The organism is Serratia sp. AXJ-M (assembly GCF_046531865.1).
GTDB classification, from domain to species: domain Bacteria; phylum Pseudomonadota; class Gammaproteobacteria; order Enterobacterales; family Enterobacteriaceae; genus Serratia; species Serratia liquefaciens.
The window spans coordinates 2749909-2773941 of record NZ_CP059394.1; the positions used below are offsets into that span (position 1 = coordinate 2749909).

Annotated in this window: 21 protein-coding genes; 14 read left to right on the top strand and 7 right to left on the bottom strand. The window is 56.9% G+C overall.

Going from position 1 to position 24033, the window contains the following annotated elements:
• Positions 1-81: 81 nt before the first annotated feature.
• The 10 genes from H0S68_RS12850 (at position 82) to H0S68_RS12895 (ending at position 11787) form a co-directional block, all read left to right on the top strand.
• A complete protein-coding gene (locus tag H0S68_RS12850; RefSeq protein ID WP_316044336.1) occupies positions 82-1239 on the top strand; it encodes an efflux RND transporter periplasmic adaptor subunit in 1158 nt (385 codons plus the stop codon).
• On the top strand, positions 1239-4424 hold the full coding sequence (locus H0S68_RS12855; protein WP_410528750.1) for an efflux RND transporter permease subunit: 3186 nt from the start codon (positions 1239-1241) through the stop codon (positions 4422-4424). Before H0S68_RS12850 ends, H0S68_RS12855 begins: the two co-directional genes overlap by 1 nt.
• A complete protein-coding gene (locus H0S68_RS12860) occupies positions 4421-5917 on the top strand; it encodes an efflux transporter outer membrane subunit (RefSeq protein ID WP_410528751.1) in 1497 nt (498 codons plus the stop codon). Before H0S68_RS12855 ends, H0S68_RS12860 begins: the two co-directional genes overlap by 4 nt.
• Before the next feature lie 60 nt (positions 5918-5977).
• Entirely contained in the window at positions 5978-8518 is a 2541-nt protein-coding gene (locus tag H0S68_RS12865) for a heavy metal translocating P-type ATPase (RefSeq protein ID WP_261439497.1), read from the top strand.
• Positions 8519-8552: 34 nt separating this feature from the next.
• Positions 8553-8861 (top strand): glutaredoxin family protein, encoded by a 309-nt coding sequence (locus H0S68_RS12870; protein ID WP_130015819.1) that lies wholly within the window; start codon positions 8553-8555, stop codon positions 8859-8861.
• Between the two features lie 34 nt (positions 8862-8895).
• Positions 8896-9396 (top strand): Cu(I)-responsive transcriptional regulator, encoded by a 501-nt coding sequence (gene cueR, locus H0S68_RS12875; protein ID WP_130015820.1) that lies wholly within the window; start codon positions 8896-8898, stop codon positions 9394-9396.
• A gap of 59 nt (positions 9397-9455) precedes the next feature.
• Entirely contained in the window at positions 9456-9656 is a 201-nt protein-coding gene (locus H0S68_RS12880) for a heavy-metal-associated domain-containing protein (RefSeq protein ID WP_115058725.1), read from the top strand.
• A gap of 92 nt (positions 9657-9748) precedes the next feature.
• Positions 9749-10009, top strand: coding sequence for a multiple stress resistance protein BhsA (gene bhsA, locus H0S68_RS12885; protein WP_201896340.1), 261 nt, complete (start codon positions 9749-9751; stop codon positions 10007-10009).
• Between the two features lie 306 nt (positions 10010-10315).
• Complete coding sequence (gene ttcA / locus H0S68_RS12890; protein ID WP_020827084.1) at positions 10316-11248, top strand: tRNA 2-thiocytidine(32) synthetase TtcA; 933 nt, start codon at positions 10316-10318, stop codon at positions 11246-11248.
• Between the two features lie 140 nt (positions 11249-11388).
• A complete protein-coding gene (locus H0S68_RS12895) occupies positions 11389-11787 on the top strand; it encodes a VOC family protein (protein WP_020827085.1) in 399 nt (132 codons plus the stop codon).
• Between the two features lie 215 nt (positions 11788-12002).
• Here H0S68_RS12895 and zntB read toward each other — a convergent pair whose 3' ends face one another.
• Entirely contained in the window at positions 12003-12986 is a 984-nt protein-coding gene (gene zntB / locus H0S68_RS12900; protein WP_020827086.1) for a zinc transporter ZntB, read from the bottom strand.
• A 146-nt stretch (positions 12987-13132) separates the two neighbouring features.
• Between zntB and H0S68_RS12905 the strand changes: the two genes are divergently transcribed.
• Both H0S68_RS12905 and H0S68_RS12910 read left to right on the top strand, forming a co-directional pair.
• Entirely contained in the window at positions 13133-14215 is a 1083-nt protein-coding gene (locus H0S68_RS12905) for a hypothetical protein (protein WP_187961378.1), read from the top strand.
• 193 nt (positions 14216-14408) lie between these two features.
• Positions 14409-14657, top strand: a complete 249-nt coding sequence (locus H0S68_RS12910) for a hypothetical protein (RefSeq protein WP_020827088.1) — start codon at positions 14409-14411, stop codon at positions 14655-14657.
• Positions 14658-14831: 174 nt separating this feature from the next.
• On the opposite strand, the gene H0S68_RS12915 is transcribed toward H0S68_RS12910, so the two are convergent.
• Both H0S68_RS12915 and H0S68_RS12920 read right to left on the bottom strand, forming a co-directional pair.
• Complete coding sequence (locus tag H0S68_RS12915; RefSeq protein WP_410528752.1) at positions 14832-16466, bottom strand: ABC transporter substrate-binding protein; 1635 nt, start codon at positions 16464-16466, stop codon at positions 14832-14834.
• A 158-nt stretch (positions 16467-16624) separates the two neighbouring features.
• On the bottom strand, positions 16625-16975 hold the full coding sequence (locus tag H0S68_RS12920) for a hypothetical protein (protein WP_020827090.1): 351 nt from the start codon (positions 16973-16975) through the stop codon (positions 16625-16627).
• A gap of 207 nt (positions 16976-17182) precedes the next feature.
• On the opposite strand from H0S68_RS12920, the gene mpaA reads away from it, so the two are divergent.
• Positions 17183-17890, top strand: a complete 708-nt coding sequence (gene mpaA, locus H0S68_RS12925) for a murein tripeptide amidase MpaA (protein WP_020827091.1) — start codon at positions 17183-17185, stop codon at positions 17888-17890.
• A 5-nt stretch (positions 17891-17895) separates the two neighbouring features.
• On the opposite strand, the gene ycjG is transcribed toward mpaA, so the two are convergent.
• Positions 17896-18867 carry an L-Ala-D/L-Glu epimerase gene (gene ycjG / locus H0S68_RS12930; protein ID WP_262244107.1) on the bottom strand — a complete coding sequence of 324 codons (972 nt, stop codon included), beginning with the start codon at positions 18865-18867 and terminating at the stop codon, positions 17896-17898.
• A 224-nt stretch (positions 18868-19091) separates the two neighbouring features.
• On the opposite strand from ycjG, the gene tpx reads away from it, so the two are divergent.
• The gene (gene tpx / locus H0S68_RS12935) at positions 19092-19595 is read left to right on the top strand and encodes a thiol peroxidase (protein ID WP_020827093.1); all 504 of its coding nucleotides are present in this window, start codon (positions 19092-19094) and stop codon (positions 19593-19595) included.
• 76 nt (positions 19596-19671) lie between these two features.
• Here the strand turns inward: tpx and tyrR are convergent, their stop codons facing one another.
• From tyrR to H0S68_RS12950, 3 genes are all read right to left on the bottom strand, one after another.
• Positions 19672-21243, bottom strand: coding sequence for a transcriptional regulator TyrR (gene tyrR, locus H0S68_RS12940; protein ID WP_020827094.1), 1572 nt, complete (start codon positions 21241-21243; stop codon positions 19672-19674).
• 328 nt (positions 21244-21571) lie between these two features.
• Positions 21572-22633 carry a YcjF family protein gene (locus H0S68_RS12945; protein ID WP_115058718.1) on the bottom strand — a complete coding sequence of 354 codons (1062 nt, stop codon included), beginning with the start codon at positions 22631-22633 and terminating at the stop codon, positions 21572-21574.
• Positions 22630-24027 (bottom strand): YcjX family protein, encoded by a 1398-nt coding sequence (locus H0S68_RS12950; protein ID WP_020827096.1) that lies wholly within the window; start codon positions 24025-24027, stop codon positions 22630-22632. The genes H0S68_RS12945 and H0S68_RS12950 overlap by 4 nt, the downstream gene beginning before the upstream one ends.
• Positions 24028-24033 lie beyond the last annotated feature (6 nt).

A 24033-nucleotide genomic window follows, 5' to 3' on the forward strand; every position in this document is an offset into this window, starting at 1 on the left:
AACGTGGTAAGTCCGATAAGTGCAATCAGAGCCGCTTCGGCTCAATAAATTCCACTGTCGACTTCAGTCGCGAAAGGTCAAATGATGAAAGCCAAACGTGTCACTCTAATCACTGCGGCGATAAGCGTCGCATTCGCTGTCGCCGGTTGCAAAGAGACGGTGTCCGCAGCTGCCCCCGCCAAGCCTCCGAGCGTACCAGTAGCCGAAGTGGTCGTTCGCCCGGTCACGCCTTTTGTCGAGTTCACCGGTTCGCTAACCGCTGTCAAACAGGTTGAACTGCGCCCAAGAGTCGCCGGATATCTGCAAGATGTCAGCGTGCCGGAAGGTCGCTGGGTTGAGAAAGGCCAACGGCTGTTTCTCATTGACTCTCGGGTGTACGAAGCCGCGCTGAGTGCCGCCAAAGCTCGCTTGCGCGAGGCTGAAGCAGCAGCGCGGCTCGCTCAAACGGAATATGCCCGTGCCACACAGCTGTTTGCTCAAAAGGTTTTTGCGCGTGCTCAGCTCGATACGGCAACCGCTTCGTTGAATGCAGGCAAAGCGCAGGTCGATGCCGCGAAAGCCGCACTGGCTGCGGCAGAGTTGGATATGGAGTTCACGCGCGTCACGGCGCCCATCAGCGGGCGCGTCGGCCAGGTGCTGGTCACCGAGGGCAACTACGTTACCAATGGCGTAACGCCGCTCACGACGATTGTCTCGACCAACCCGCTGCAGGTTTATTTCGACGTCGACGAGCGCACCTATTTGCGTTCGCTCGCCGCAGACCGCACTCGTGCCACCCCGCCGGCAACCAAGGTGATGGTCGCGCTGATCACCGACAAAACCTATACCCGAACTGGCCGTGTCGATTTTCTTGCCAACTCCGCCGACCGTGAGACGGGCACCGTGCGTATTCGCGCCGTTGTCGATAACGCCGATGGACAATTGACCCCTGGCCTGTTTGCCAAGGTCAAACTGGAAACCGGTGCACCGCGAGCCCGCGTACTGGTGTCCGATCAATCAATTGGCACCGATCAGGGCCGCCGCTATGTGTTGGTCGTCGGCAAAGGTGACAAAACCGAATATCGGCCAGTCGAGCTGGGCCCGATGGTCGAAGGCATGCGGGTGATCGAACAGGGTCTGCAGCCGGGTGAGCGTATCGTGGTCAAGGGCCTGGTACGCCCCGGTATGCAGATCACGCCGCAAACAACCGCCATTGATGGTGCTCCCATGACGGCGCCGACAACCACGGGGGCCGCGTAATGACTTTTCCTCGTTTCTTCATCGCACGCCCGATATTTGCCATCGTCCTGTCAATTTTGATGGTGCTCGCCGGCAGCGTGGCCTTCTTCCAACTGCCGCTTAGCGAGTATCCGGCAGTCACTCCGCCAACGGTGCAAGTGACCGCGTCTTACCCCGGAGCCAACCCCAAAGTGATCGCTGAAACGGTAGCGGCTCCGCTCGAACAGGCAATCACCGGGGTTGAGGGCATGTTGTACATGTCGTCGCAGTCGGCAACCGATGGCCGAATGATCCTGACCGTCACTTTCGCCCAGGGCACCAATGCCGATATGGCGCAGGTTCAGGTGCAGAACCGGGTTTCGCGCGCGCTGCCGCGGTTACCTGAAGAGGTTCAACGCCAGGGCGTCGTCACGCAGAAAACCTCGCCGGATATCCTGATGGTCGTTCACCTGCTGTCGCCTGATCAGCGTTACGATCCTCTCTACATTTCAAACTACGCTTACCTCCAGGTACGCGATGAGCTTTCCCGCATCCCCGGAGTCAGTGACGTTTTGGTTTGGGGTGCCGGCGAGTACAGCATGCGGCTTTGGCTCGATCCTGATTTGATCGCTGCGCGAGGGTTGACGGCCGGTGACGTTATCGCCGCCGTACGTGAACAGAACGTTCAGGTGGCGGCCGGCTCGGTTGGCCAGACGCCCAACTCCAACGCCGCATTCCAGGTGACGGTCAATACCCTCGGCCGCCTGACCGACGAGGAACAGTTTGGCGATATCATTATTCGCACCGGTAGCGACGGCCAAATCACTCGCCTGCGCGATGTCGCCCGCATCGAAATGGGGGCTGATGCCTACGCGTTGCGCAGCCTGCTCGACGGTGAGCCGGCCGTCGCGTTGCAAATTATTCAAAGCCCGGGAGCTAACGCGCTAGACGTTTCTAAGGCCGTGAGGGCCACCATGCAACGGCTCGAAACTCACTTTCCGGCAGGACTCACTTCGCGCATAGCTTATGACCCAACGGTCTTCGTCAGTGCTTCGCTGGAGTCGGTAGCCACCACCCTGCTGGAGGCGATCCTGTTGGTGGTGATCGTGGTAGTGCTGTTCCTGCACAACTGGCGCGCGTCGTTGATCCCATTGATGGCGGTGCCGGTATCGCTGATCGGGACCTTTGCCGTCATGCATCTGATGGGCTTTTCGCTCAATACCTTGTCGCTGTTTGGCCTGGTGTTGTCGATTGGGATAGTGGTCGACGACGCGATCGTCGTGGTCGAAAATGTCGAACGACATATCGAAAATGGCGAGGAGCCTCCCCAGGCCGCAAGACGCGCCATGGACGAAGTGACCGGCCCCATCATCGCCATTACCTCGGTGCTTGCCGCCGTATTCATCCCCACTGCCTTCCTGAGCGGCCTGCAGGGGGAGTTTTATCAACAATTTGCGCTCACCATCGCCATTTCAACCATTCTGTCGGCCATCAACTCCCTGACACTCAGCCCGGCGCTGGCCGGCCTTTTGTTGCGTCCGCGCAAGGCTGCGATCGCCCGAGATCCGCGTGCCCTGCGCGGTCGAGCCGATCGGTTGTTCCGTGCGTTTGGCCGGCCTTTCCGACACGCGCCTAGCGCTTATGGCAATACGGTCCGCAAAGTGGTCCGGGTTAGCGGTCTGGCGCTTTTGGTCTACGGTGGCTTACTGGCACTGACCTTCTTCGGCTTTAAGGCGGTTCCGCCCGGCTTCGTACCGATGCAGGACAAATACTACCTGGTTGGTATTGCCCAACTGCCCAATTCGGCCTCGCTGGAACGCACCGATGCGGTCGTCAAACAGATGTCGAAAATCGCGCTGGCGGAACCCGGTGTCGAGAGCGTCGTAGCCTTCCCAGGGCTGTCGATCAACGGCTTCGTCAACGTACCGAATGCCGCCGTCATGTTCGTTATGCTTGACCCGTTTGAAGCTCGTACAACAGACGATCTCAGCGCGACCGCGATTGCCGGCCGCCTGCAAGCAAAATTCGCCGGCATTCCCGACGGCTTCCTCGGCGTATTTCCACCGCCACCGGTACCGGGACTGGGCGCCACCGGCGGTTTTAAAATGCAAATTGAGGATCGCAGCGGCGCCGGATTGGATGCTCTGGTTCAGCAAACCCAGATCCTGATGACCAAAGCCACCGAGTCGGGACAGGTGGCCGGACTGATGACCAGCTTTGACGTCAATGCCCCACAACTCGACGTTGCCATCGATCGTACCAAAGCCATGAGTCAGGGCGTCCGTCTGGCGGATATCTTCGAATCGCTGCAGGTCTATCTCGGTTCTCTCTATGTCAACGATTTCAACCGCTTTGGCCGCACCTACAAAGTAACCGCCCAGGCCGATGCAGACCATCGCATGCAGGCAGAAGCCATCGGTCGCCTGCAAGTACGCAATGCTGCCGGGAAAATGCTGCCTTTATCTTCATTTGTTACCGTCACACCGAGCTCAGGCCCAGACCGAGTGATCCACTACAACGGCTATCCTTCCGCCGACATCTCCGGCGGCGCAATGGCCGGCATCAGTTCGGGTCAGGCGGTAGCCGTGATGGAGCGTCTGGCGAAAGAAGTGCTGCCGGAAGGCATGACTTTTGAATGGACCGACCTTACCTACCAGCAAAAGCTGGCCGGGGATTCGGCGTTGTTCATCTTCCCGCTGTGTGTGCTTCTGGCCTATCTCATCCTTGCCGCTCAGTACAACAGCTGGTTGTTGCCGCTGGCCGTCCTGTTGATTGTGCCGATGTGTCTGCTGAGCGCCATTATTGGCGTCTGGATGACCGGCGGTGACAACAACGTCTTTGTGCAAATCGGGCTGATCGTACTGGTCGGTTTGGCCGCCAAAAATGCCATTCTTATCGTCGAGTTCGCCCGCACTCTCGAGGCCGAGGGCGCAAGCGCGCTGGATGCGGTTATTGAGGCTTGTCGGCTGCGACTGCGGCCAATCCTGATGACCTCCCTGGCCTTTATCGCCGGTGTGGTTCCTCTGGTCTTTGCCGGCGGTGCCGGGGCGGAGATGCGCCATGCAATGGGTATCGCCGTCTTCGCCGGCATGCTAGGCGTGACGCTGTTCGGTCTGTTCCTGACGCCGGTGTTTTATGTGGTGATGCGTAACCTGTCCGTTCGTATCGAACGCCGCCGGGCAGAATCGAAGCTGCGCAAACAGCGCATTAAGGAGAGCACCTCATGAAAAGCCTCTATCAATCGCTGTGGTTCCCCCTGAGTGCGCTTACCCTGTTAACCGGGTGTTCATCTGTAGGGCCAGACTATTCGCCGCCTTCGCTGTCTTCGGCACGGCTTCCCGCCAGCTTTGGTGCAGCTTCGCCAGGCCTTAATTCCGCTGCCGTGGAGGTTGAATGGTGGCGTGCCTTCGACGATCCGATATTGAGCGGACTGATCCGGCAGGCGCTTTCGGTTAATCATGATATCGGCATTGCCGCCATGCGGCTCGAAGAAGCAAAAGCCCTGCTGCGCGAGGATCGTCAGAGCTTTCTGCCAAGCGGCGGCCCTGCTTTCAGCTATGAAAACCGTCGCAAGAGCGAGATAGAGACATCGCCTGACCAGGCTCGTCAGCAGGAAACCTATCGCGGTGCCGTAGACACCGCCTGGGAAATCGATCTGTTCGGTCGCGTGCGCCGTTCGGTTGAGGAAGCCCAGGCGCAGGCAGGCTCGCGTGAAGCCTTGTTGCGCGATGTGCAAGCCGGCGTTGCAGCAGCGGTGGCCGCCACCTGGTTTGAACTGCGCGGTATCGAGGCCGAGCTTGCTGTCGTTGAAGATATCACCCGAAGCCAGCGCGAGAGCCTGGCTCAGGTTGAACGTCTGGCGAATGCCGGTTCAGCCAGTGAGTTTGACCGACTGCGCGCCGAGGCGTTATTGCGCAATGTTGAGGTTGTCGCCCCCGAGCTCGAGCGCCGTCGCGCGGTTTCCGTCAATGCGCTGGCGGTATTGCTTGGCGAAACGCCGCAAAGGTTTAGCCCTCCAGTCGCCATACCTGGGCGTGATGAACTGAAGGTTACCTCCCTCGCCGTCGGCAACCCCGAGGCGCTCCTGGCACGACGTGCCGATATTGCGGCGGCCGAACGCACTCTGGCGGCAGCAACCGCGCGGATTGGGATAGAAACGGCAGGTCTCTACCCCGAGATCCAGGTACAAGGCTCGATCGGATTCGTTGCCGGGAACCTCGATGCAGTGAACGGTGCCGGAGCTTTGTCCGGTTTTATCCTTCCGGTCATTCGCTGGTCTCTGCTCGATAACGGTCGCGTCCGAGCGCGGATTGCCGCCAGTGAAGCTCGCGCCCAAGAAGCCCTGCTCCTCTACGATCAAACCCTATTGCGCGCGCTGCAGGAAACCGACGACGCCTTCAAAGCCTATAAAGCAACAGGCAGCACGCTCGAACTGCGCCTGCTTGAATCAGCAGCCAATCGTGAGGCCGCTCGTCTCGCCCGGCTGCAGTTTTCCCAGGGGCAAGGCCTCTATCTGGAAGTCCTTGACGCAGAGCGTTCCGACTTTAACAGCCGGCGAGCGCTGGCGGTCGCACGCACCGAACAACAACTCGCCGTGGTCAGCATCTATAAGGCATTGGGAGGTGGTTGGCAGGTGTGTACTGTGGAGACGACGCTCTGCGGCGGTGCCAAAACGAGGCCGAATCTGCCCCTGGCAAAACAAATCCCTGACAGGTCTTGACCTTCCCACAGTGGGAAGCTTTAAGCTTTTCGATATCCGAATCAGTAAAGGGGTAGTTCAATGACTTCCGTCTCTGTGCAACAAGGTTCTAATTCAGCCCTGCGCACCACTCGTCTGAGTCTGCCGGTCGAAGGTATGACCTGTGCTTCCTGCGTTGGCCGCGTCGAACGTGCGCTAAAAGCCGTTCCCGGCGTGCAAACAGCAACGGTCAACCTGGCCACCGAGCGCGCCGATATCACTTTCGGCGATCCCGCCGATCCGCAGGCAGCCGTTGGTGCCATCGAGAGCGCCGGTTACGCCGTTCGTGAAGAAACCACTGAACTCGGCATCGAAGATATGACCTGCGCGTCCTGTGTCGGTCGGGTTGAGAAAGCGCTCAGGCAAATTCCGGGCGTGATCGAAGCGAATGTCAACCTGGCGACCGAGCGTGCCCGGGTGCGCCATAGTGCCGGGATCGTCACCACGGCCATGCTTGAAGCCGCGGTCGAACAGGCCGGTTATAAGGCCCGCCGCTTGTCTGCCGCCACGGCAAGTTCGGACGATCAAGACAGTGAAAGGCGCGAGAACGAAGCCCGTGGACTACGCCGATCTTTACTGATTGCCGCCCTCCTGACCTTGCCAGTATTCGTCCTCGAAATGGGCTCGCACCTGATTCCCGCGATGCATCATTGGGTGTTAGGGGTTCTGGGTGAACAGCGCAATGGGTATCTGCAGTTCGTGCTTACCACGCTGGTGCTGTTTGGGCCCGGCCTGCGCTTCTTCCGCAAAGGCGTGCCGGCGTTGCTGCGCGGTGCCCCTGACATGAACTCGCTGGTGTCGGTGGGTACAGCGGCGGCTTATGGCTACTCGGTGGTGGCCACTTTCATTCCGCAAGTGCTGCCGCAAGGTACCGCCAACATCTATTTCGAAGCCGCCGCGGTGATCGTTACGCTGATTTTGCTTGGGCGCACGCTGGAGGCTCGCGCCAAGGGGCGAACCTCTCAGGCGATAAAACGGTTGGTTGGGCTGCAGGCCAAAACGGCGCGCGTCGAGCGTAACGGTGAAACCCTGGAAATCCCGCTCGACCAGGTGACCACCGGTGATGTCGTGTTCGTTCGCCCGGGCGAGAAGATCCCGGTCGACGGTCAGGTCGTCGAAGGTGCCTCTTATGTGGATGAAAGCATGATCACCGGCGAACCGGTGCCGGTGTCCAAGAGTGTCGGTGCCGAAGTGGTCGGCGGCACCATCAACAAAACCGGGGCATTCAGCTTCCGCGTCACCAAAGTCGGTGCCAATACGGTACTCGCGCAAATTATCCGCTTGGTTGAGGAAGCCCAGGGTTCCAAGCTGCCGATCCAGGCGTTGGTCGACAAGGTGACCCTGTGGTTCGTCCCGGCGGTGATGGCGGCGGCAGCGCTGACGTTCCTGATCTGGTTGATCTTCGGACCGACGCCGGCACTGACCTTCGCGCTGGTGAATGCGGTGGCCGTGCTGATTATCGCCTGCCCTTGCGCCATGGGACTGGCCACCCCCACCTCGATAATGGTCGGCACTGGCCGCGCCGCCGAGCTCGGCGTGCTGTTCCGTAAAGGCGAAGCCTTGCAGGCACTACGAGATGTCAGCGTTATCGCGCTGGACAAAACTGGCACCCTGACCAAAGGTCGCCCTGAGTTGACCGACCTGGTCCCGGCCGAGGGCTTCGATTACGACGAGGTTCTGGCGTTGGTTGCCGCCGTGGAGACGCGTTCGGAGCACCCTATCGCCGAAGCCATCGTCGCCGCCGCAAAACAGCGCGACATCAAGATCGCCGCTATTGAAGCCTTCGATGCCACACCGGGCTTCGGTGTATCAGCCAAGGTCAGCGGCCGAACCGTCTCCGTTGGAGCCGATCGCTTCATGACGCAGCTCGGCCTGGACGTGGCCAGTTTCCTGCCGGCCGCCCAGCGTCTCGGTGAGCAAGGCAAGAGCCCGCTTTATGCTGCGATAGACGGTCATTTGGCGGCGGTGATCGCCGTTGCGGACCCGATTAAAGAGACCACGCCAGAGGCAATCAGGGCGCTGCACGCATTGGGGCTCAAGGTCGCGATGATCACCGGTGATAATGCAGCAACCGCCTCGGCAATCGCCCGACAGCTCGGTATCGATGAGGTCGCGGCTGAGGTTTTACCCGACGGTAAGGTCGCGGCGCTGAAGCAGTTCCGCAGCCATGGTGCACGCGTCGCTTTCGTGGGGGACGGCATCAACGACGCCCCGGCGCTGGCCGAAGCAGATGTTGGGTTGGCCATCGGTACGGGAACCGATGTAGCTATCGAAGCGGCAGACGTGGTGTTGATGTCCGGTGACCTGCGTGGTGTGGCAAATGCCATTGCGCTCAGCCAGGCGACGATCCGCAACATCAAGCAGAACCTGTTCTGGGCCTTTGCCTACAACGCAGTGCTGATCCCGGTTGCGGCAGGCATGCTTTACCCGATAAATGGCACCTTGCTTTCGCCGATCTTCGCCGCTGCAGCGATGGCGCTCTCCAGCGTCTTCGTGCTCGGCAACGCGCTCCGTCTAAAGCGTTTCCAGGCACCGATGGGTATCGAATCCCGCCCTGTCGGGCCGGAAAACGTAAAGGTTTAGGCGGCAACACTACAACACGTTTGAGGAGGCCAGCATGGCCAGTGAATTTCATCCTCAGGTCGTCATCTACACCATGCCGACGTGCTCAGACTGCCAAACGTTGAAATCCTGGCTCGAAAATGAAGGGATCGCTTTCGAAGAACGCGATCTCTCCAACCCCGAGATCAGCGAGGAGGCCAAGGCGCGTGGCGGTGTATGTATCGCACCAACCACTCAGGTGAACGCGAAAGTGTTCTATCGCACCTATCACCTGGATTGGTTGTGGTACTCGATCTGTCCAATCGCGCCAGCGAGTGCCAGCGATAACGCTACCTGTCGACCCGTAGCCGATCCCCCGCTTTAGGGAAATTTAATGAATCCCCCAGAAGGAGTGAATAATGAACATCGGTCAAGCAGCCAAGTCTTCTGGCGTTTCAGCAAAGATGATCCGCTATTACGAACAAATTGGCCTGATCCCGAAAGCCCTTCGTTCTGATGCCGGTTACCGGCATTACAGCCCACAGGACGTACACAGTCTGCGATTTATTCGTCGTGCACGCGATCTGGGGTTTTCTGTCGAGCAGATCTCGGCCCTGCTGGTCTTGTGGAACGACCGCGATCGTGCCAGCGCCGACGTTAAAGAGATGGCGCTTTCCCATGTTGCCAGGTTGAAAGCCAAGATCGCCGAACTGCAAGAGATGGCGCAAACGCTCGAATACCTTGCCGATCACTGCCATGGCAACGATCGCCCAGACTGCCCGATCCTGGCGGATTTGGCTGAGCCTGCCACAACCACGGAGCCCAGCCTGCAACCCCCTCGTGAGGCGCCACGCTTTGGCGCTTATACACCGGTATCGTCATTGAATTCAAAGCAAAAATTTTCACTGAAAAGCGTTTGACCTTGCCACGCTGTCAACCCGCATAGTGACCGGACACCCTAAAGAACCAGGAGATTGATATGCACAGTTTCTACATTCCCAATATGACCTGCGGCGGTTGCGCGAAATCCGTCACCAAGGCACTGCACAGTGTCGATCCGCAGGCCCAGATTGAAACCGACCCGGCCGCGCGTCAGGTTCAGGTCGATAGTACTCAGGACGAAAGTGATTTTCTCGCGGTGCTGCGTGAAGCAGGCTATCCGGCGCGAGAAGACCAATAGCCAACCCACATTGGTCTGAAAAACTCACACTGAGCGAATCAACGTCGTCGCCAGTCTTAATCGATACAGGCCACAGAAAAGGAAATCACAGCATGAAAAACGTCAATCTGGCCCTCACTGCCCTCGCGCTGGCCACCCTGTCGTTCACGACCGTCGCCGCTACCCTGGTTGACTCAGCACCCGCCGATCGGCAAAAAGCCGGGATCATTAGCGCCTGCGCAGCAAGCAATAATCTTTCTAGCCTACAGCGGGAACTGGAAGCCAAGGCGGTCGAAGCCGGCGCCGAGGTTTATCGCATCATCGGCGCCTCCGGCAATAACCGTCTGTGTGGCACAGCTGAAATTTATAAATAAAATTGAGTCGGTAAGACATGAGGCCCACATGCGGCCTCATGTGGGTTTGGCACCCATTATTTTCCGTTTTCCATCCCCACCACGCAAAACACGCTGGTATTCGTTCTCACAATCCGTACCATACACGCCACATTGATGCATGTTGGGTGCGTTTATCCCCAGACAACCAGGCATGACAGCACGCCAAGGTTCTTCACGGCCCCGAGAGCGAAATGAATAATGACCCAATCAGCCTGTTGAATGCTAAACTTGCTGCCTAAAACGTCATGCCCATAGTGCCCCCAATTGAGAACGAGCACGATTTAAATGTCAGAAAAACAAACCGTTAGTCAAAAAGAGCAATACAACCTCAACAAATTGCACAAGCGTCTGCGCCGCAACGTGGGCGAAGCGATTGCCGACTTCAACATGATTGAAGAAGGCGACCGCATCATGGTCTGCCTGTCCGGCGGTAAAGACAGCTACACCATGCTGGAAATTCTGCGCAACCTGCAGCAGAGTGCACCGGTCAATTTCTCACTGATTGCCGTTAACCTCGATCAGAAACAGCCTGGCTTCCCTGAGCATATCCTGCCAGCCTATCTGGAAAGTTTAGGGGTGGAATACAAGATCGTTGAGGAGAACACCTACAGCATCGTCAAGGACAAGATCCCCGAGGGCAAAACCACCTGCTCCCTGTGTTCGCGTCTGCGCCGCGGTATCCTTTACCGCACCGCCACCGAGCTGGGTGCCACCAAGATTGCGCTCGGCCACCACCGTGACGACATTCTGCAGACCCTGTTCCTCAATATGTTCTACGGCGGCAAACTGAAAGGCATGCCACCTAAACTGATGAGCGACGACGGTAAGCACGTGGTGATCCGCCCGCTGGCTTACTGCCGTGAAAAAGATATTGAGCGTTTCTCGGTGGCGAAAGCATTCCCGATTATTCCGTGCAACCTGTGCGGTTCGCAGCCTAACCTGCAGCGTCAGGTAATTGGCGACATGCTGCGCGACTGGGATAAACGCTATCCAGGCCGCCTGGAAACCATGTTCAGCGCAATGCAAAACGTGGTGCCTTCGCACCTGAGCGACTTTAACCTGTTTGATTTCAAAGGCATTCACCACGGCAGTGAAGTCGTTGACGGTGGCGATTTGGCCTTCGATCGCGAAGACATTCCGATGCAGCCGGTGGGTTGGCAGCCGGAAGAGACGGATGAACCTGCCCCGGCACGTTTAGACGTGCTCGAAATCAAGTAAGCCGTTGTTCCGCCCGCACACTGCGGGCGGCTCTTTACCCCCTTCAGTTGGCGATCCCGCTCGCATTTTCAGCAGAATTCACCAGACAGTGCGGTTTTTATTCTATACTGTGTTTTTATACAGTCACCAGGAGATTACCGATGAACATCACCCCCTGCTTGTCTCACGTTTCTCTCGGCAGCAATAATTTTGACGCCGCAGCTGATTTTTACGATCGCACCCTCGCCGCCTTAGGTTGCCGCCGGGTTTTGGAACACCCAGGGGCCATAGGCTACGGTCGCGATTATCCGGAGTTTTGGTTGCAGCTGCCGATCGACGGCAAACCGGCCACCACCGGCAACGGCATTCATGTGGGTTTTTTCGCCACCAGCAAGCAGCAGGTTGATGATTTTTACCGGCAGGCGCTGCTGGCCGGAGCGACGGATGAAGGTGCCCCCGGTTCACGGCCGCACTATGGTGAAGCCTATTACGGCTGCTTTGTACGTGACCTGGACGGGCACAAGATTGAAGCCAGTTTCTGGGATGAGAGTGCGGCCTGAGGGCAAATTGCGGACAAAAAAATGCCGGTGATTAAACCGGCATCGTATGAATCAATGTGCTATGCAGTAATTCTAAATATAAGAAAGTAAGACAATTATGGAGCGCAACGCCCATCGCTTGACGTTGCATTCACCTGCGAGATAGATCATGCCTCATTTCCCCCCGACAAAAGTTGATATCGCTCAATGTTAACCGGGGTTTTACCTCTTTTTGGCTACAACCAACGCCGTCGCTTCAGCCACCAGCCCACGCCGAACACCAATCCGGCCAGCATCAGGCAAAATGCCGCAAAGCCGAATGGATTACCGCCCCCAGGGATCCCGCCCAGGTTGACGCCGAACAAACCAGTCAAAAAGGTCGTAGGCAAAAACACCATCGCCAGGAGCGACATGGTGTAGGTGCGGCGGTTCATGGCATCGGCCATTACCGTGGTGATTTCGTCAGAAAGGATCGCGGTACGTGCAATGCTACCGTCCAGGTCATCCAGCCCGCGCCCCAGCCGATCGGCAATATCCTGCATGCGGCGACGATCGTCGTCATTCATCCAGGGCAAACGATCGCTGGCTAAACGCGAGAACACGTCGCGTTGCGGTGCCATATAACGACGCAGCACAATCAACTGCTTGCGGATCAGCGCCAATTGCCCCCGTTCGGGGACCTGCTGCTCCAGTAACGAATCTTCCAGATCGATGATTTTATCGTGCAGATCTTCGATAAACTCGCTGGCGTGGTCGGTCAGCGCGTCCGATATCTCCACCAGCCAGTTACCGCTGTTGGTTGGCCCACTGCCGCTTTGCAGATCGTTCACCACCTGGTCAATGGAATAGACCTTGCGATGGCGGGTAGAAACGATGAGTTTATCGGTCATGTAAACGCGGATAGTGACCAGCTGATCCGGCCGCGAGTTGGCGTTAAAGTTGATGCTGCGCAGCGTGATCATGGTGCCTTCGCCCACCTTGCTGACGCGCGGCCGGGAACTTTCGCCGGATAAAGCCTCTCTTACCGCATCCGGCAAAAGCGGTGTGGTAGCCAGCCACTCGGCGCTGGCTGGGTGCGCATAATCGAGATGCAGCCAGCACGGCTCATCGCAGGTGACTTTATCATCGTAATCAATCGATGTTACACCGCCCTTACCATCGAGTTGGTAGGCATAGACTGCGTCAGGAACCTGTAACTCGCGCCCCTCAATGACTTCCATTCCTCATCCTCTTTGCTTTTCAGTTACCTCAGAGTCTAGCGTTAATGCCAGGCGGATCAAAGATGAAGCCGTGCGAATGCTACGCTCGAAATGGCCTTATAGGCTAACATGGAGGAATAATGCGCAAACCCTAAAGCTGGTGCTTAATGACCCCCACTCGAACATTGGTATTGGCCTCAGTAGCGGCGGTTATCGCAACCCCGTTTCATCCACTGTTTGCCGCAGATAGCACACTCGACACCCTTGCCGACGCATACCGGGTGAAACTGGGACCAACAGCAGGAAATTTGCCCTACTTTGTCGCGCAACCCCAGATAATCACGCCAGATAGCGCGTTAATCGTGCTGCACGGACATCCCAGAGATGCGGGGAAAACCCTGGCCGCCGCGGTAAAAGCGGCTCAACTTGCAGGCAAAACCGGCCAGGCGCTGTTGGTCGCCCCGCTGTTCCCGGTCAGTAATGCTCAGTCCACACGCTGCCATTCTCCCGGCGTTCCACAAGCGCAGGCCGGGGACGCGCTGTGGAGTTGCAGTTCCTGGATCGAAGGCGGTTTGGACAACCAGGGAAGAACCAGCTCGTTTGCCGCGCTTGATCGCCTGGTTGCCGAATTGAAAGTAAAATGGCCGCAGATACGCTGGGTCACCGTTGCAGGGTTTTCCGCCGGCGCACAGTTTGTACAGCACTATGTCGGTTTCGCCAATCCGCCGCCCGGCGTAAAACTGCGCTTTGTGATATCCGACCCCGGCAGCTGGCTCTATTTTGACAGTCACCGACCGCTGCCGGTAAACAACGAGCGCCCTGTCGATTGGCGAGATTGTGATTCAACAGGGGGCTGCACCTTCGATTGGGTTGAGGTTAACAGTGACGCCTGCCCGAGCGTCAATCGTTGGAAATACGGCATTGAGGCTATTCCGAGCTACCTCGACCAACAGACTGAATCAGTACGCCAACGCTATGCCACGGCGAATATCACCTATATGGTTGGCGCAAAGGACAGCGGCGACGCGCCAGGCAGCTTCTACAAAATACTCGACAAATCTTGTGCGGCACAGGCGCAAGGCCCCGATCGTCTACAACGCGGCATCGCCTATGCGGCTTACGATCGACGTTTTATTGCCCCGCGCGCCAAACGTGATTTAGCGATCGTTCCCGACTGTACACATGACGTGTCCTGCGTATTTCCCTCACCCATTGGGCGTCAGGTATTATTTAACAAAAATGCAGACTAATAATAACGGAGATGAAATAAAACCCGACCGATAAATGCGGATATCGTGGAATAAAGCGCTGGCTATCGCGCCATTATTATGACTTAACATATTCACAGCAATCTTAATTCATAATGACAATAAAAAATTAACAAAAAGCTGTTCCAGCTCAAATTTGAGAGGCATATACTTCCCTCACTACGAGGAGGTAGTTATGTTACGCGACCATTTAAAATTAAACGACAGCGATACGCTGGAGAAAATCCGCAGCGTTAATTTTCAAAATCAGGGCCAGGAAGAGATCAGCGAGTTTATCGTTAAGAATGCCAGCGGTGCGCAGGTTGGCAAGGTATCGGTGCACGATCATCTCAGCACCCGGCGTTCTTACCCAACCAGCTATCGCATTACCCAAACGGACATGAGCGGCCGCATCCTGGTTGATGCCATGCGGGACAGCTTATAAAGCATAAATAACGACCTGTTTTACCCACTATTCATTGCCGAATATAAAGGGCTCTCCGGTTATTTCAACGGACAGCATCGCCCTGGCTGAAATAAGCTATTGGGGTTTATTTTATTATTCGACAAATATTGATAACCAGGCCCCGAATTAACGGAGCCTGGTTAAATGCAGTTATTAATGCTTGATAATATACATCGTCTGGCTGTAGGCCACGTCTTCCGGATTGGTGATCGGGTAACCTTTTACCCAAGGCTTGATCAGACGGCCATTGGTGTATTGGTAAATCGGCGCGATCGGCGCCTGTTCCGCGATGATCTGCTCCAGTTTGTTGTAATCCGCCGTCAGGGCCGCGGCGCTGGTTTCACGGCTGGCCTGCGCCAACAGCTTGTCGTAATCCGCACTCTTGAATTTGGCGATATTGCCGCTGTGGGTGGAGCTCAACAACGACAGGAAGGTCGAGGCTTCATTGTAATCGCCCACCCAGGAAGCGCGCACCACGTCGAAATTGCCGGTGTTGCGGCTGTCGATATAAGTTTTCCATTCCTGATTCTGCAACTTAACATCGATCCCAAGGGTTTTCTTCCACATTGAGGCCACGGCGATGGCTATTTTCTGATGGCTTTCTGAAGTGTTATACAACAGCGTCAGCTTCAAAGGGTTATTAGGGCCATAGCCGGCCGCCTGCATCAGCGCCTTGGCCTGGGCATCCAGTTCGGCCTGCGGCTGCTGTTGCAACAGACTCACTTCCGGTTTAAACCCTGCGGTCACATCCGGCGTAAAGTGATAAGCCGGTTTCTCACCGGTGCCTAACACTTTTTCGGCGATAATTTTGCGATCGATCGCGTAAGACAGCGCCTTGCGCACCCGCACATCGTTGGTCGGCGCCCGTTGGGTGTTGAAAGCATAATAATAGGTGCCGAGTTGGTCCGGGGTATACACCTGATCCGGAATGTCTTTCAGCAGTTTTTGGTACATGTTTTTAGGGAAGGATTCGGTGATATCGATATCGCCGGCCAGGTAGCGTTTAGTGGCGTTAGATTCCTGGTTGATTGGTACAAAGGTCACCTTGGTCAAAACGGTATGCGCGTGATCCCAATAGTGTTCGTTGGGCGCCAGCACCAGTTTCTCGTTGACCACACGCTCCTGTAGCTTATACGCACCGTTGCCCACCAGATTGCCGACTTTGGTCCAGTCATTGCCAAATTTCTCCACCACCGCTTTATTCGCCGGGAACAGGCTGAAGTTGGCCGTCAGGCTGACAAAATAGGGTACCGGCTTATTCAACTGTACTTTTAAGGTGTAATCATCCAGCGCCGTTACGCCCAGCTTGTCCGCTGGCAATTTACCGGTAATGATCTCATCGGCATTCTGGATACCTGCCAGCTGGGCAAACCAGGCAAAGGGAGACAGACTTTTTGGTTCGACCAGGCGTTGCCAGCTATAGACAAAGTCTTTTGCCGTGACAGGGTCACCGTTAGACCAGCGTGCGTCCTTACGCAGTGTGAAAATATAGGTTTGGTTATCCGTGGTTTGCCAACGGGTGGCAACGCCAGGGATCACTTTGCCGTTGGCATCCTGATTCACCAAACCTTCAAACAGATCACGCGCCAATTGTGCTTCCGGCAGCCCGACCGCCTTGATGGGATCGAGCGAAGCAGGCTCATCTTTGATATGGCGAACAATTTCCTGCTTTTCCGCCAGAGTGGTACCCGGGGGAACCTGCGCCGCCATTGCGCTGCTCAATCCTGCGCCGATCGCTACCGCACACAGCGCCAAACGAAAACCCTGTTGAATTATTTTTCTCGTCATTCTGATTCATCCCCGTTAACCATCTGAATTTTTTATCTTATAGCACAAGATTAGTCTCACCTAGAGTTCCAGGCGGACAAGATGTAAAAACTGGGGGCCAGGCAATAAAAAATGCCCGTACGACGAAGTCGACACGGGCATTTTGATCTCGACGAGGATTATTCGTAAAGATGGATGCTGTTGATACGGTAGCTGAATTCTTCGCCCTCTTCTTCATCGAAGATAGTGAAGAAGCCTTTCTCCACCAGCGGCTTGGCATGGATATCGGTCTTTTGCATCTGACGTGACTCGGCATCGTCATAGCCATAGTCCAGATAGAAGCTGTTTTTTTGATAGTCGACGTGCAGGGTAAACGGATAGTTGGACTCATCGCCGCGCCCGTCGTCGTTTTTCACCACGCCGAACCATTCACCCTGGCGGATTTGGTTTTCCTCGTCCACGCCGCACAGCAGCGTGATGGTATCTTTTTCATTTTCGCTATAGCTGGCAATAATTCTGGCTACTGGCATGTTAAATCCCCTGTTTGGTTATTGGGTTAGCTTTGCCGATAGTATAACAACAGCGAATTGACCGGCGGGGTTTTATTGTTACCTGCGCTAACGCACAGTTCACATAACGCGCGATAGCTGAACAATAGCTCTGGGAAAGTGCAGCTAAAGCGTAATACACTGAATAAAATGATAATCACTCTCGACCTTTAAATCAGGGAACGCATCATGATCCAGCATCGACCGCGCAGTGAACGTGGCCAATTGGCCGTTGCAGGAGAGAATTACGGCAGTTCGCTGCTGGGCGCACCGCTGCTCTATTTCCCGGCGGCCATCAGTAGCCCGGATACCGGGCTGATCATCGCCGGTACGCACGGCGACGAAGGTGCCGCTATTGTCACGCTGTCCTGTGCGCTGCGCAGCATCGCCCCCAATCAGTTGCGTCACCATGTGGTGCTGGCCGTCAACCCGGATGGCTGCCAACTCGGGCTGCGCGCCAATGCCAACGGGGTCGACCTGAATCGCAATTTCCCGGCGGCCAACTGGCGCTCTGGCGACACGGTTTATCGCTGGAACAGCGCGGCGGAGGCTCGGGACGTTAAGCTTTCGACCGGTGGTCGTCCGGGTTCCGAGCCGGAGACCCAGGCGCTGTGCCACCTGATCCATCGGCTGAAACCTCGCTGGGTAGTCTCCTTCCATGAACCCTTGGCCTGCATCGAAGATCCTGCCAGCTCTCAGCTTGGCGTCTGGCTTTCGCACAAATTTGCCCTGCCGCTGGTCACCAGCGTCGGTTACGAGACGCCGGGATCGTTCGGCAGTTGGTGCGCCGATCTGTCGCTGCCCTGCATCACCGCAGAGTTCCCACCAATCTCTGCCGATGCCGCCAGCGAAAGCTACCTCGACGCCATGGTGGAATTACTGACCTACCCGGACTGAGTCGGTTACGGGGCGAGGTTGATCGCCCCACATTCGAAATCCAGACCCGGTTCAACGTCCTTCGCCAGCCAGGTTGGCCCGTCCAAATCGACGAATCGCGCCCCCGGAGCCAAGGGTAACGCCGCGCCGATCGCTCGAGAAGTGCAGAGCATGCAGCCCAGCATGATGGCGAACCCTTGCTCTCGCGCCAATGCCGCCAACGCCAACCCTTCCGTCAGACCGCCGGTCTTGTCCAGCTTGATATTGACCATCTGATAGCGACCGGCCAACCGCGGTAGATCGCTACGCGTGTGGCAGCTCTCATCGGCGCAAATCGGTAACGGGTGGATAAAGTTTTCCAGCGCGCTGTCGTCCTTCGCCGGCAGCGGTTGCTCCAGCATCGCCACGTCCAGATCCGCCAACAGCTGACAACGTGCCGCCAACCCCTCCGCCTGCCAGGACTCATTGGCGTCGACGATCAAGGTGGCCGTCGGCACTGCCGCACGGATCGCCACCAGTCGTTCACTGATCAGGTGGTTATCCAGCTTGATTTTCAACAGCCGGGCCCCTTGTTGCTCAAGCTCACGCGCGGCGAACGCCATCGCCTCCGGCGAGCCGATGCTGACGGTTTGCGCCATCACAATGCGTTCCGGCTCTACGACTGCGCTGCGTTGCCACAGGCTCTGGCCGTTCAGGCGACATTCCAGATCCCACAGTGCAGAATCCACCGCATTACGCGCTGCACCTGCCGGCATTAGCCGCTGCAGTTGCTCCCGCGTCACGCCCTGTTCCACAGCCGTTACCACTTCAGCCAGCTGCGCCATCACCGAGGCTTCACTTTCGCCGTAACGCGCATATGGCGTACATTCGCCGCTGGCACGCACGCCCTGCTGTTCAATTTCGACAACCACGACTTTGGCTTCGGTACGGCTACCGCGAGCTATCACAAAGGCAGTATGCAGCGGCCAGGCTTCTGGGTAAAAACGCATGCTTCTCATAACGGCTCCTGAGGCGAAAATTGCGCATAAACAAGGGCGACCAGAAGGATAAATTCTGGACACAACCTAATATATACAACTATTTAGCAAACTTTATATATCCAACCCGCAATTGTTGACATAAACTGATGCCAGGGTGTGAACCTAATGTTAAGCGCGGCGTAAAGTCCCTTTTCATTAGGCTCATGCCCTTTGTATAAACACCTGTAAAAGGAATCAAGCTAATGACTCAGACAGTACATTTTCAAGGCAACCCGGTTAGCGTTGCAGGCCATCTGCCACAGTCCGGCGAACAAGCCAAAGCCTTCTCTCTGGTTGCCAAAGACCTGTCAGATGTGGCGCTGAGCAGCTTCGCGGGTCAACGCAAAGTTCTGAACATTTTCCCAAGCATCGATACCGGCGTTTGTGCGACTTCAGTGCGTAAATTCAACCAGTTGGCCAGCGGCCTGGATAACACCGTCGTGTTGTGCATTTCATCCGACCTGCCGTTCGCACAGTCACGTTTCTGTGGCGCGGAAGGCCTGAGCAACGTGGTGACCCTGTCCACTCTGCGCGGTGCAGAATTCAAACAAGCCTACGGCGTTGAAATCGCCGAGGGCCCACTGGCCGGTCTGACTGCACGTGCGGTCGTGGTGCTGGATGGCCAGGATAACGTGTTGTACAGCGAGCTGGTGAATGAAATCACCAACGAACCAGACTATGACGCGGCGCTGGCTGCCTTGAAGTAATGTCATTCATAAGGCCCGCGAATGCCGGGCTCTGATAGCCAAGTATTAAAATGGGCGCCTTAGGCGCCCATTCTTTTTACTCTTCGCTTTCCCCAGCCGGCTTTCGGCTGCTAAGACCATACTCGCGCAGCTTGTTGGCGATCGCGGTATGTGAAACCCCCAGGCGTTTCGCCAGCTTTCGCGTGCTTGGATAAGTGCGGTACAACCGCGTCAACACCGAGCGTTCAAAACGCTTGCTGATGTCGTCAAGCGAGCCGTCCAACACTTCATCGCCCAATGACATTTCAACTTCAAATTCCGGCAGAACGATATCTTGCGGACGAAGTTCGAAACCTTCCGTTTGCGTCAGCGCGCGATAGATGGCGTTCTTCAACTGCCGCACGTTGCCCGGCCAGCCGTATTTGCTGAGGAAGCTACCCAGATCGTTGGACAATTTCGGCCGCGCAACGCCCTGCTCATCGGCAAAGCGCGCCACGAACAGTTCGGTCAGCGGCATGATGTCCTGCGGACGCTCACGCAGCGGCGGAAGGGTAATGGTGAGTACGTTAAGGCGATAATACAAGTCCTCACGGAACTCACCGCGTTGCACCAGTTCGGTCAGATTTTTCTGCGTCGCGCAGATCACGCGTACATCAACATGCACTTCGTGTTCTTCGCCAACCCGGCGGAAAGTGCCGTCGTTAATAAAGCGCAGCAGTTTGGTCTGCATGCGCGGCGACATTTCACCGATTTCATCGAGCAATACCGAACCGCCGTGTGCCTGCTCGAAGAAGCCCTTCTTGCCTTCCAGCGCATTGGGGTAAGCGCCCGGCGCATGGCCGAACAGCTCGCTTTCCGCTACGTCGTCCGGCAAAGCGGCACAGTTTAGCGCCAGGAACGGCTGCTTGCCGCGCGGACTGCGCAGGTGACAGGCCCGGGCCAGGATATCTTTACCGGTACCGGTATCCCCGACAATCAACAGTGGCGCATCCAACATCGCCAGCTTGCGCGCCTGATCCAGCACCTGGCGCATTTTCGGGCTGGCGGCGACGATGTGATCAAATTCGGTATCGTCGTTCACCGACAAGTTCTGTAGCTGACGGCCCATGCGCGCCGTGGACTTCAGCATCACAACCGCGCCGACGGTATCTTTCTGCTGGTTTTCGTCTTCCAGATAGATGGGGGTGATATCCATCAGGAAATCCTGACTGCGGATCACCACCCGCTCAGATTGCGGAGTCGCCTGTTCGCTCTCCAGCCAGCGGCTGAAGTTATAACCGCCAATCAACGCAGTGGCGGTCTGGTTGCGGATTTTGTCTTCGCTGAAACCGAACAGCGCCTGAGCCGCCGGGTTAGCCAGCTCGACCTTGCCCTTCATATCTATCGAGAAGACCGGTTCCGGCATCGACTCCAGCAACGCCCGCAGGGCGCGGTGCTCACGCTCGGACGGCATGAAATTCACGGTGCGTACGTCGGTCACGCCGGCGATGCGGCGGATCTCTGCCATCAAGGCACGGAAGGTGTCAAAATCCAGCTGGGAAAAATTGAGGTAAATGCGGCCGATGGGATCGATTTCGATGCCACGTAAATCTATGCTGCGCAATACCAAAAGATCGAGTAACTCTCGAGTCAGACCGATTCGGTCTTCGCAAAAAACTTCCAAACGCATCAGTATTGGCCTTATCTCTGCAGGTGCGGGGATGACTGGCAATGATGATACTCTCTCACCCCGAACGGTAGAAGCAATCTGTCAGCAAAAGTTGACAGAACTCTGATTTATCGCTGTTGTTGATGTTTTTAAACGCAAGTGAATAACACCATCGGCGTCATTTTAGCTGATCGGCAGAGAGTTATCACAACCGCCAATAAATTTGCAGATAAATATAATGTATTTGCAGGGGGATCGTCTTTCGTCAAGTGAAGGTTACGTATTGGCTTTGCACGGCGTGACAGAGGCAGAAAGGAAGCACGGCGTCCAAATGGACGCCGTGAGGAGATTATTTGGCTTTGCTGTCGCCTTTCTTCATGGTTTCTTTCAGTTGGCCGACCAATTGGCTGCGGAAATCGCCCAGTTTGGGTTTCTCACCTTCCAGCCAAGGCAGTGGACGGCACAGCTCCATCGCCTTGATGCCTAGCCGCGCGGTCAGCAAACCGGCACCGATCCCCTGTGCTGCACGGGCAGACAAACGAGCCGCCAGATCTTGCGACATCCAGTCCATCCCCACTTCGCGCACCAGTTCGGACGCACCGGCAAAGGCAATGTTCAACAGCACCAGGCGGAATAGCCGCAGACGACTAAAGTAGCCCAGTTCGATGCCATACAGCGCCGCGATGCGGTTGATAAGGCGAATATTGCGCCAGGCGATAAACGCCATATCCACCAGCGCCAGCGGACTGACGGCAATCATTAACGTGGATTCCGCGGCCGAACGGCTGATTTCACGCCGAGCCTGGTTGTCCAGCACCGGCTGCACCAGTTTGGCGTACAGCGCCACCACTTCACGGTCGTTTTGGGTTTCATGCAGCGAGGCCTGCCAGCGCTGCAACGCCGGATGCCCTTGATCCAGACCGGCCTGACGCGCCAACTTCTCGCAGAACTCCCGCCCTTTGCCCAAACCGTGGCTGTGCAGTAGTTCTCGAGCCACATCTCGCTCTTCGGCACGCTGACGCAGACGGTATAACCGGCGCCATTCGGTCACCACCGACCCCACCCCGGCAAAAACGATCAAGCCACCCGCTACGCCACCGCCCATGGCAATCCAATCCTGCTGCACCCAGGCGGTATGTACCCACTGTACGCCCTGCGCCACTACGCTGACGCCAAACAGCGCCAGCCCGGCAGTGACCATTTTGCGCCACAGGCTGCGTTTGGGTTTCAGGGCCGCATTGACGATGCCTTCGGCGCGCCCCTCTTCGTCTTCCTGCTGCAGCTCCGGCGCCGCCGGGAAAAAGCTTTCCGCCTGCTGTTCGTCGAAAGCGACGTTAGCACGCAGCACGGGCTCCTGCGGCGGTTGCAGCGGTTGTTCAAAATCGATACGCGGTTTTATCGGCTCGCTCATCGCAATTTATCTCCCAGTAGAAACTCCATCACCGCGTCCAGGCGAATATGTGGCAACGGGCTGTCCACGCTCATGGCGCGTGGACGAAACTCATCGAAATGGAAGCCCTGGTTTTGCCAAAACGCCGGCCCTGGCAGGCGCGCCGGCACTTCGCCGGGGAAAACCGTCAGCGGCGCTCCGTCGTTCAGACGATTGCCTTTTAACGCCGGGATGCGCTGCCCCTGATGATCAACGATACCGCTCTCGGTAGCCTGTACCGAGGCCAGCCCAACACAGTCCATGCTGATGCCTTCAAACGCGGCGTTCTGCCACGCTTCCTGCACCAACTGCTGCAGCAGCGACACCAGATTGGCGTGCTGGTCGGCGGTAATATGGTCGGCTTTGGTGGCGGCGAACATCAGCTTGTCGATGGTCGGCGAAAACAACCGGCGAAACAGCGTGCGCTTGCCATAGTGGAAACTCTGCATCAACTGGGTCAGCGCCAGGCGCATGTCGTTAAACGCCTGCGGGCCACTGTTGAGCGGCTGCAAGCAGTCCACCAACACGATTTGGCGGTCGAAACGGACAAAATGCTCTTTATAAAAGTTTTTGACGATCGACTGGCAGTAATAATTGAAACGCGCACGCAGCATGCCGATATTGCTGTGTTTATCCGCCTGCGCCAGCTTCGACTCACCCTGAGCATCCACATTCGGCCACGGGAAAAACTGCAACGCCGGCGCACCGGCCAGATCCCCCGGTAGGACAAAGCGCCCCGGCTGAATAAAGTGCAGCCCTTCACTTTTGCAACGCAGGAGATAGTCGGTGTAAGCCTGAGCGATAGCCGCCAGTTTGTTTTCATCCGCCGGAGCCAGCGGATCGCAGCTTTTGCACAGCGCCAGCCAAGGCTTGGCCCACTCGGCGCGATCGCCCTGCAGCAGGCCGGCCATTTGCCGCGACCAGGCCAGATAGTCCTGTTCCAGCATCGGCAGGTCCAGCAACCACTCGCCGGGATAATCGACGATTTCCAGGTACAGGGTCGACGTGTCTTTGAAATGACGCAGCAGCGAATCGTTGGAGCGGTAACGCAGCGCCAGGCGAATTTCGCTGACGCCACGCGTCGGGGTCGGCCAGCTCGGCGGTGTGCCATACAGCTGCGCCAACCCTTCATCATAGGTAAAACGTTGAATGCCGAGATCGCGCTGCGGAATGCGCTTCACGCCCAGCAGGCGCTCTTCACGCACCGGCGAGAACAGCGGCATGCGCGCACCGCTGTGAACGTGCAGCAATTGGTTGACGAAAGCGGTGATAAAGGCGGTTTTGCCGCTACGGCTCAGACCGGTCACCGCCAGGCGCAGATGGCGATCCATTCCGCGGTTGACCAGCGACGTTAACTCATTTTGCAGTCGTTTCATTGTTCT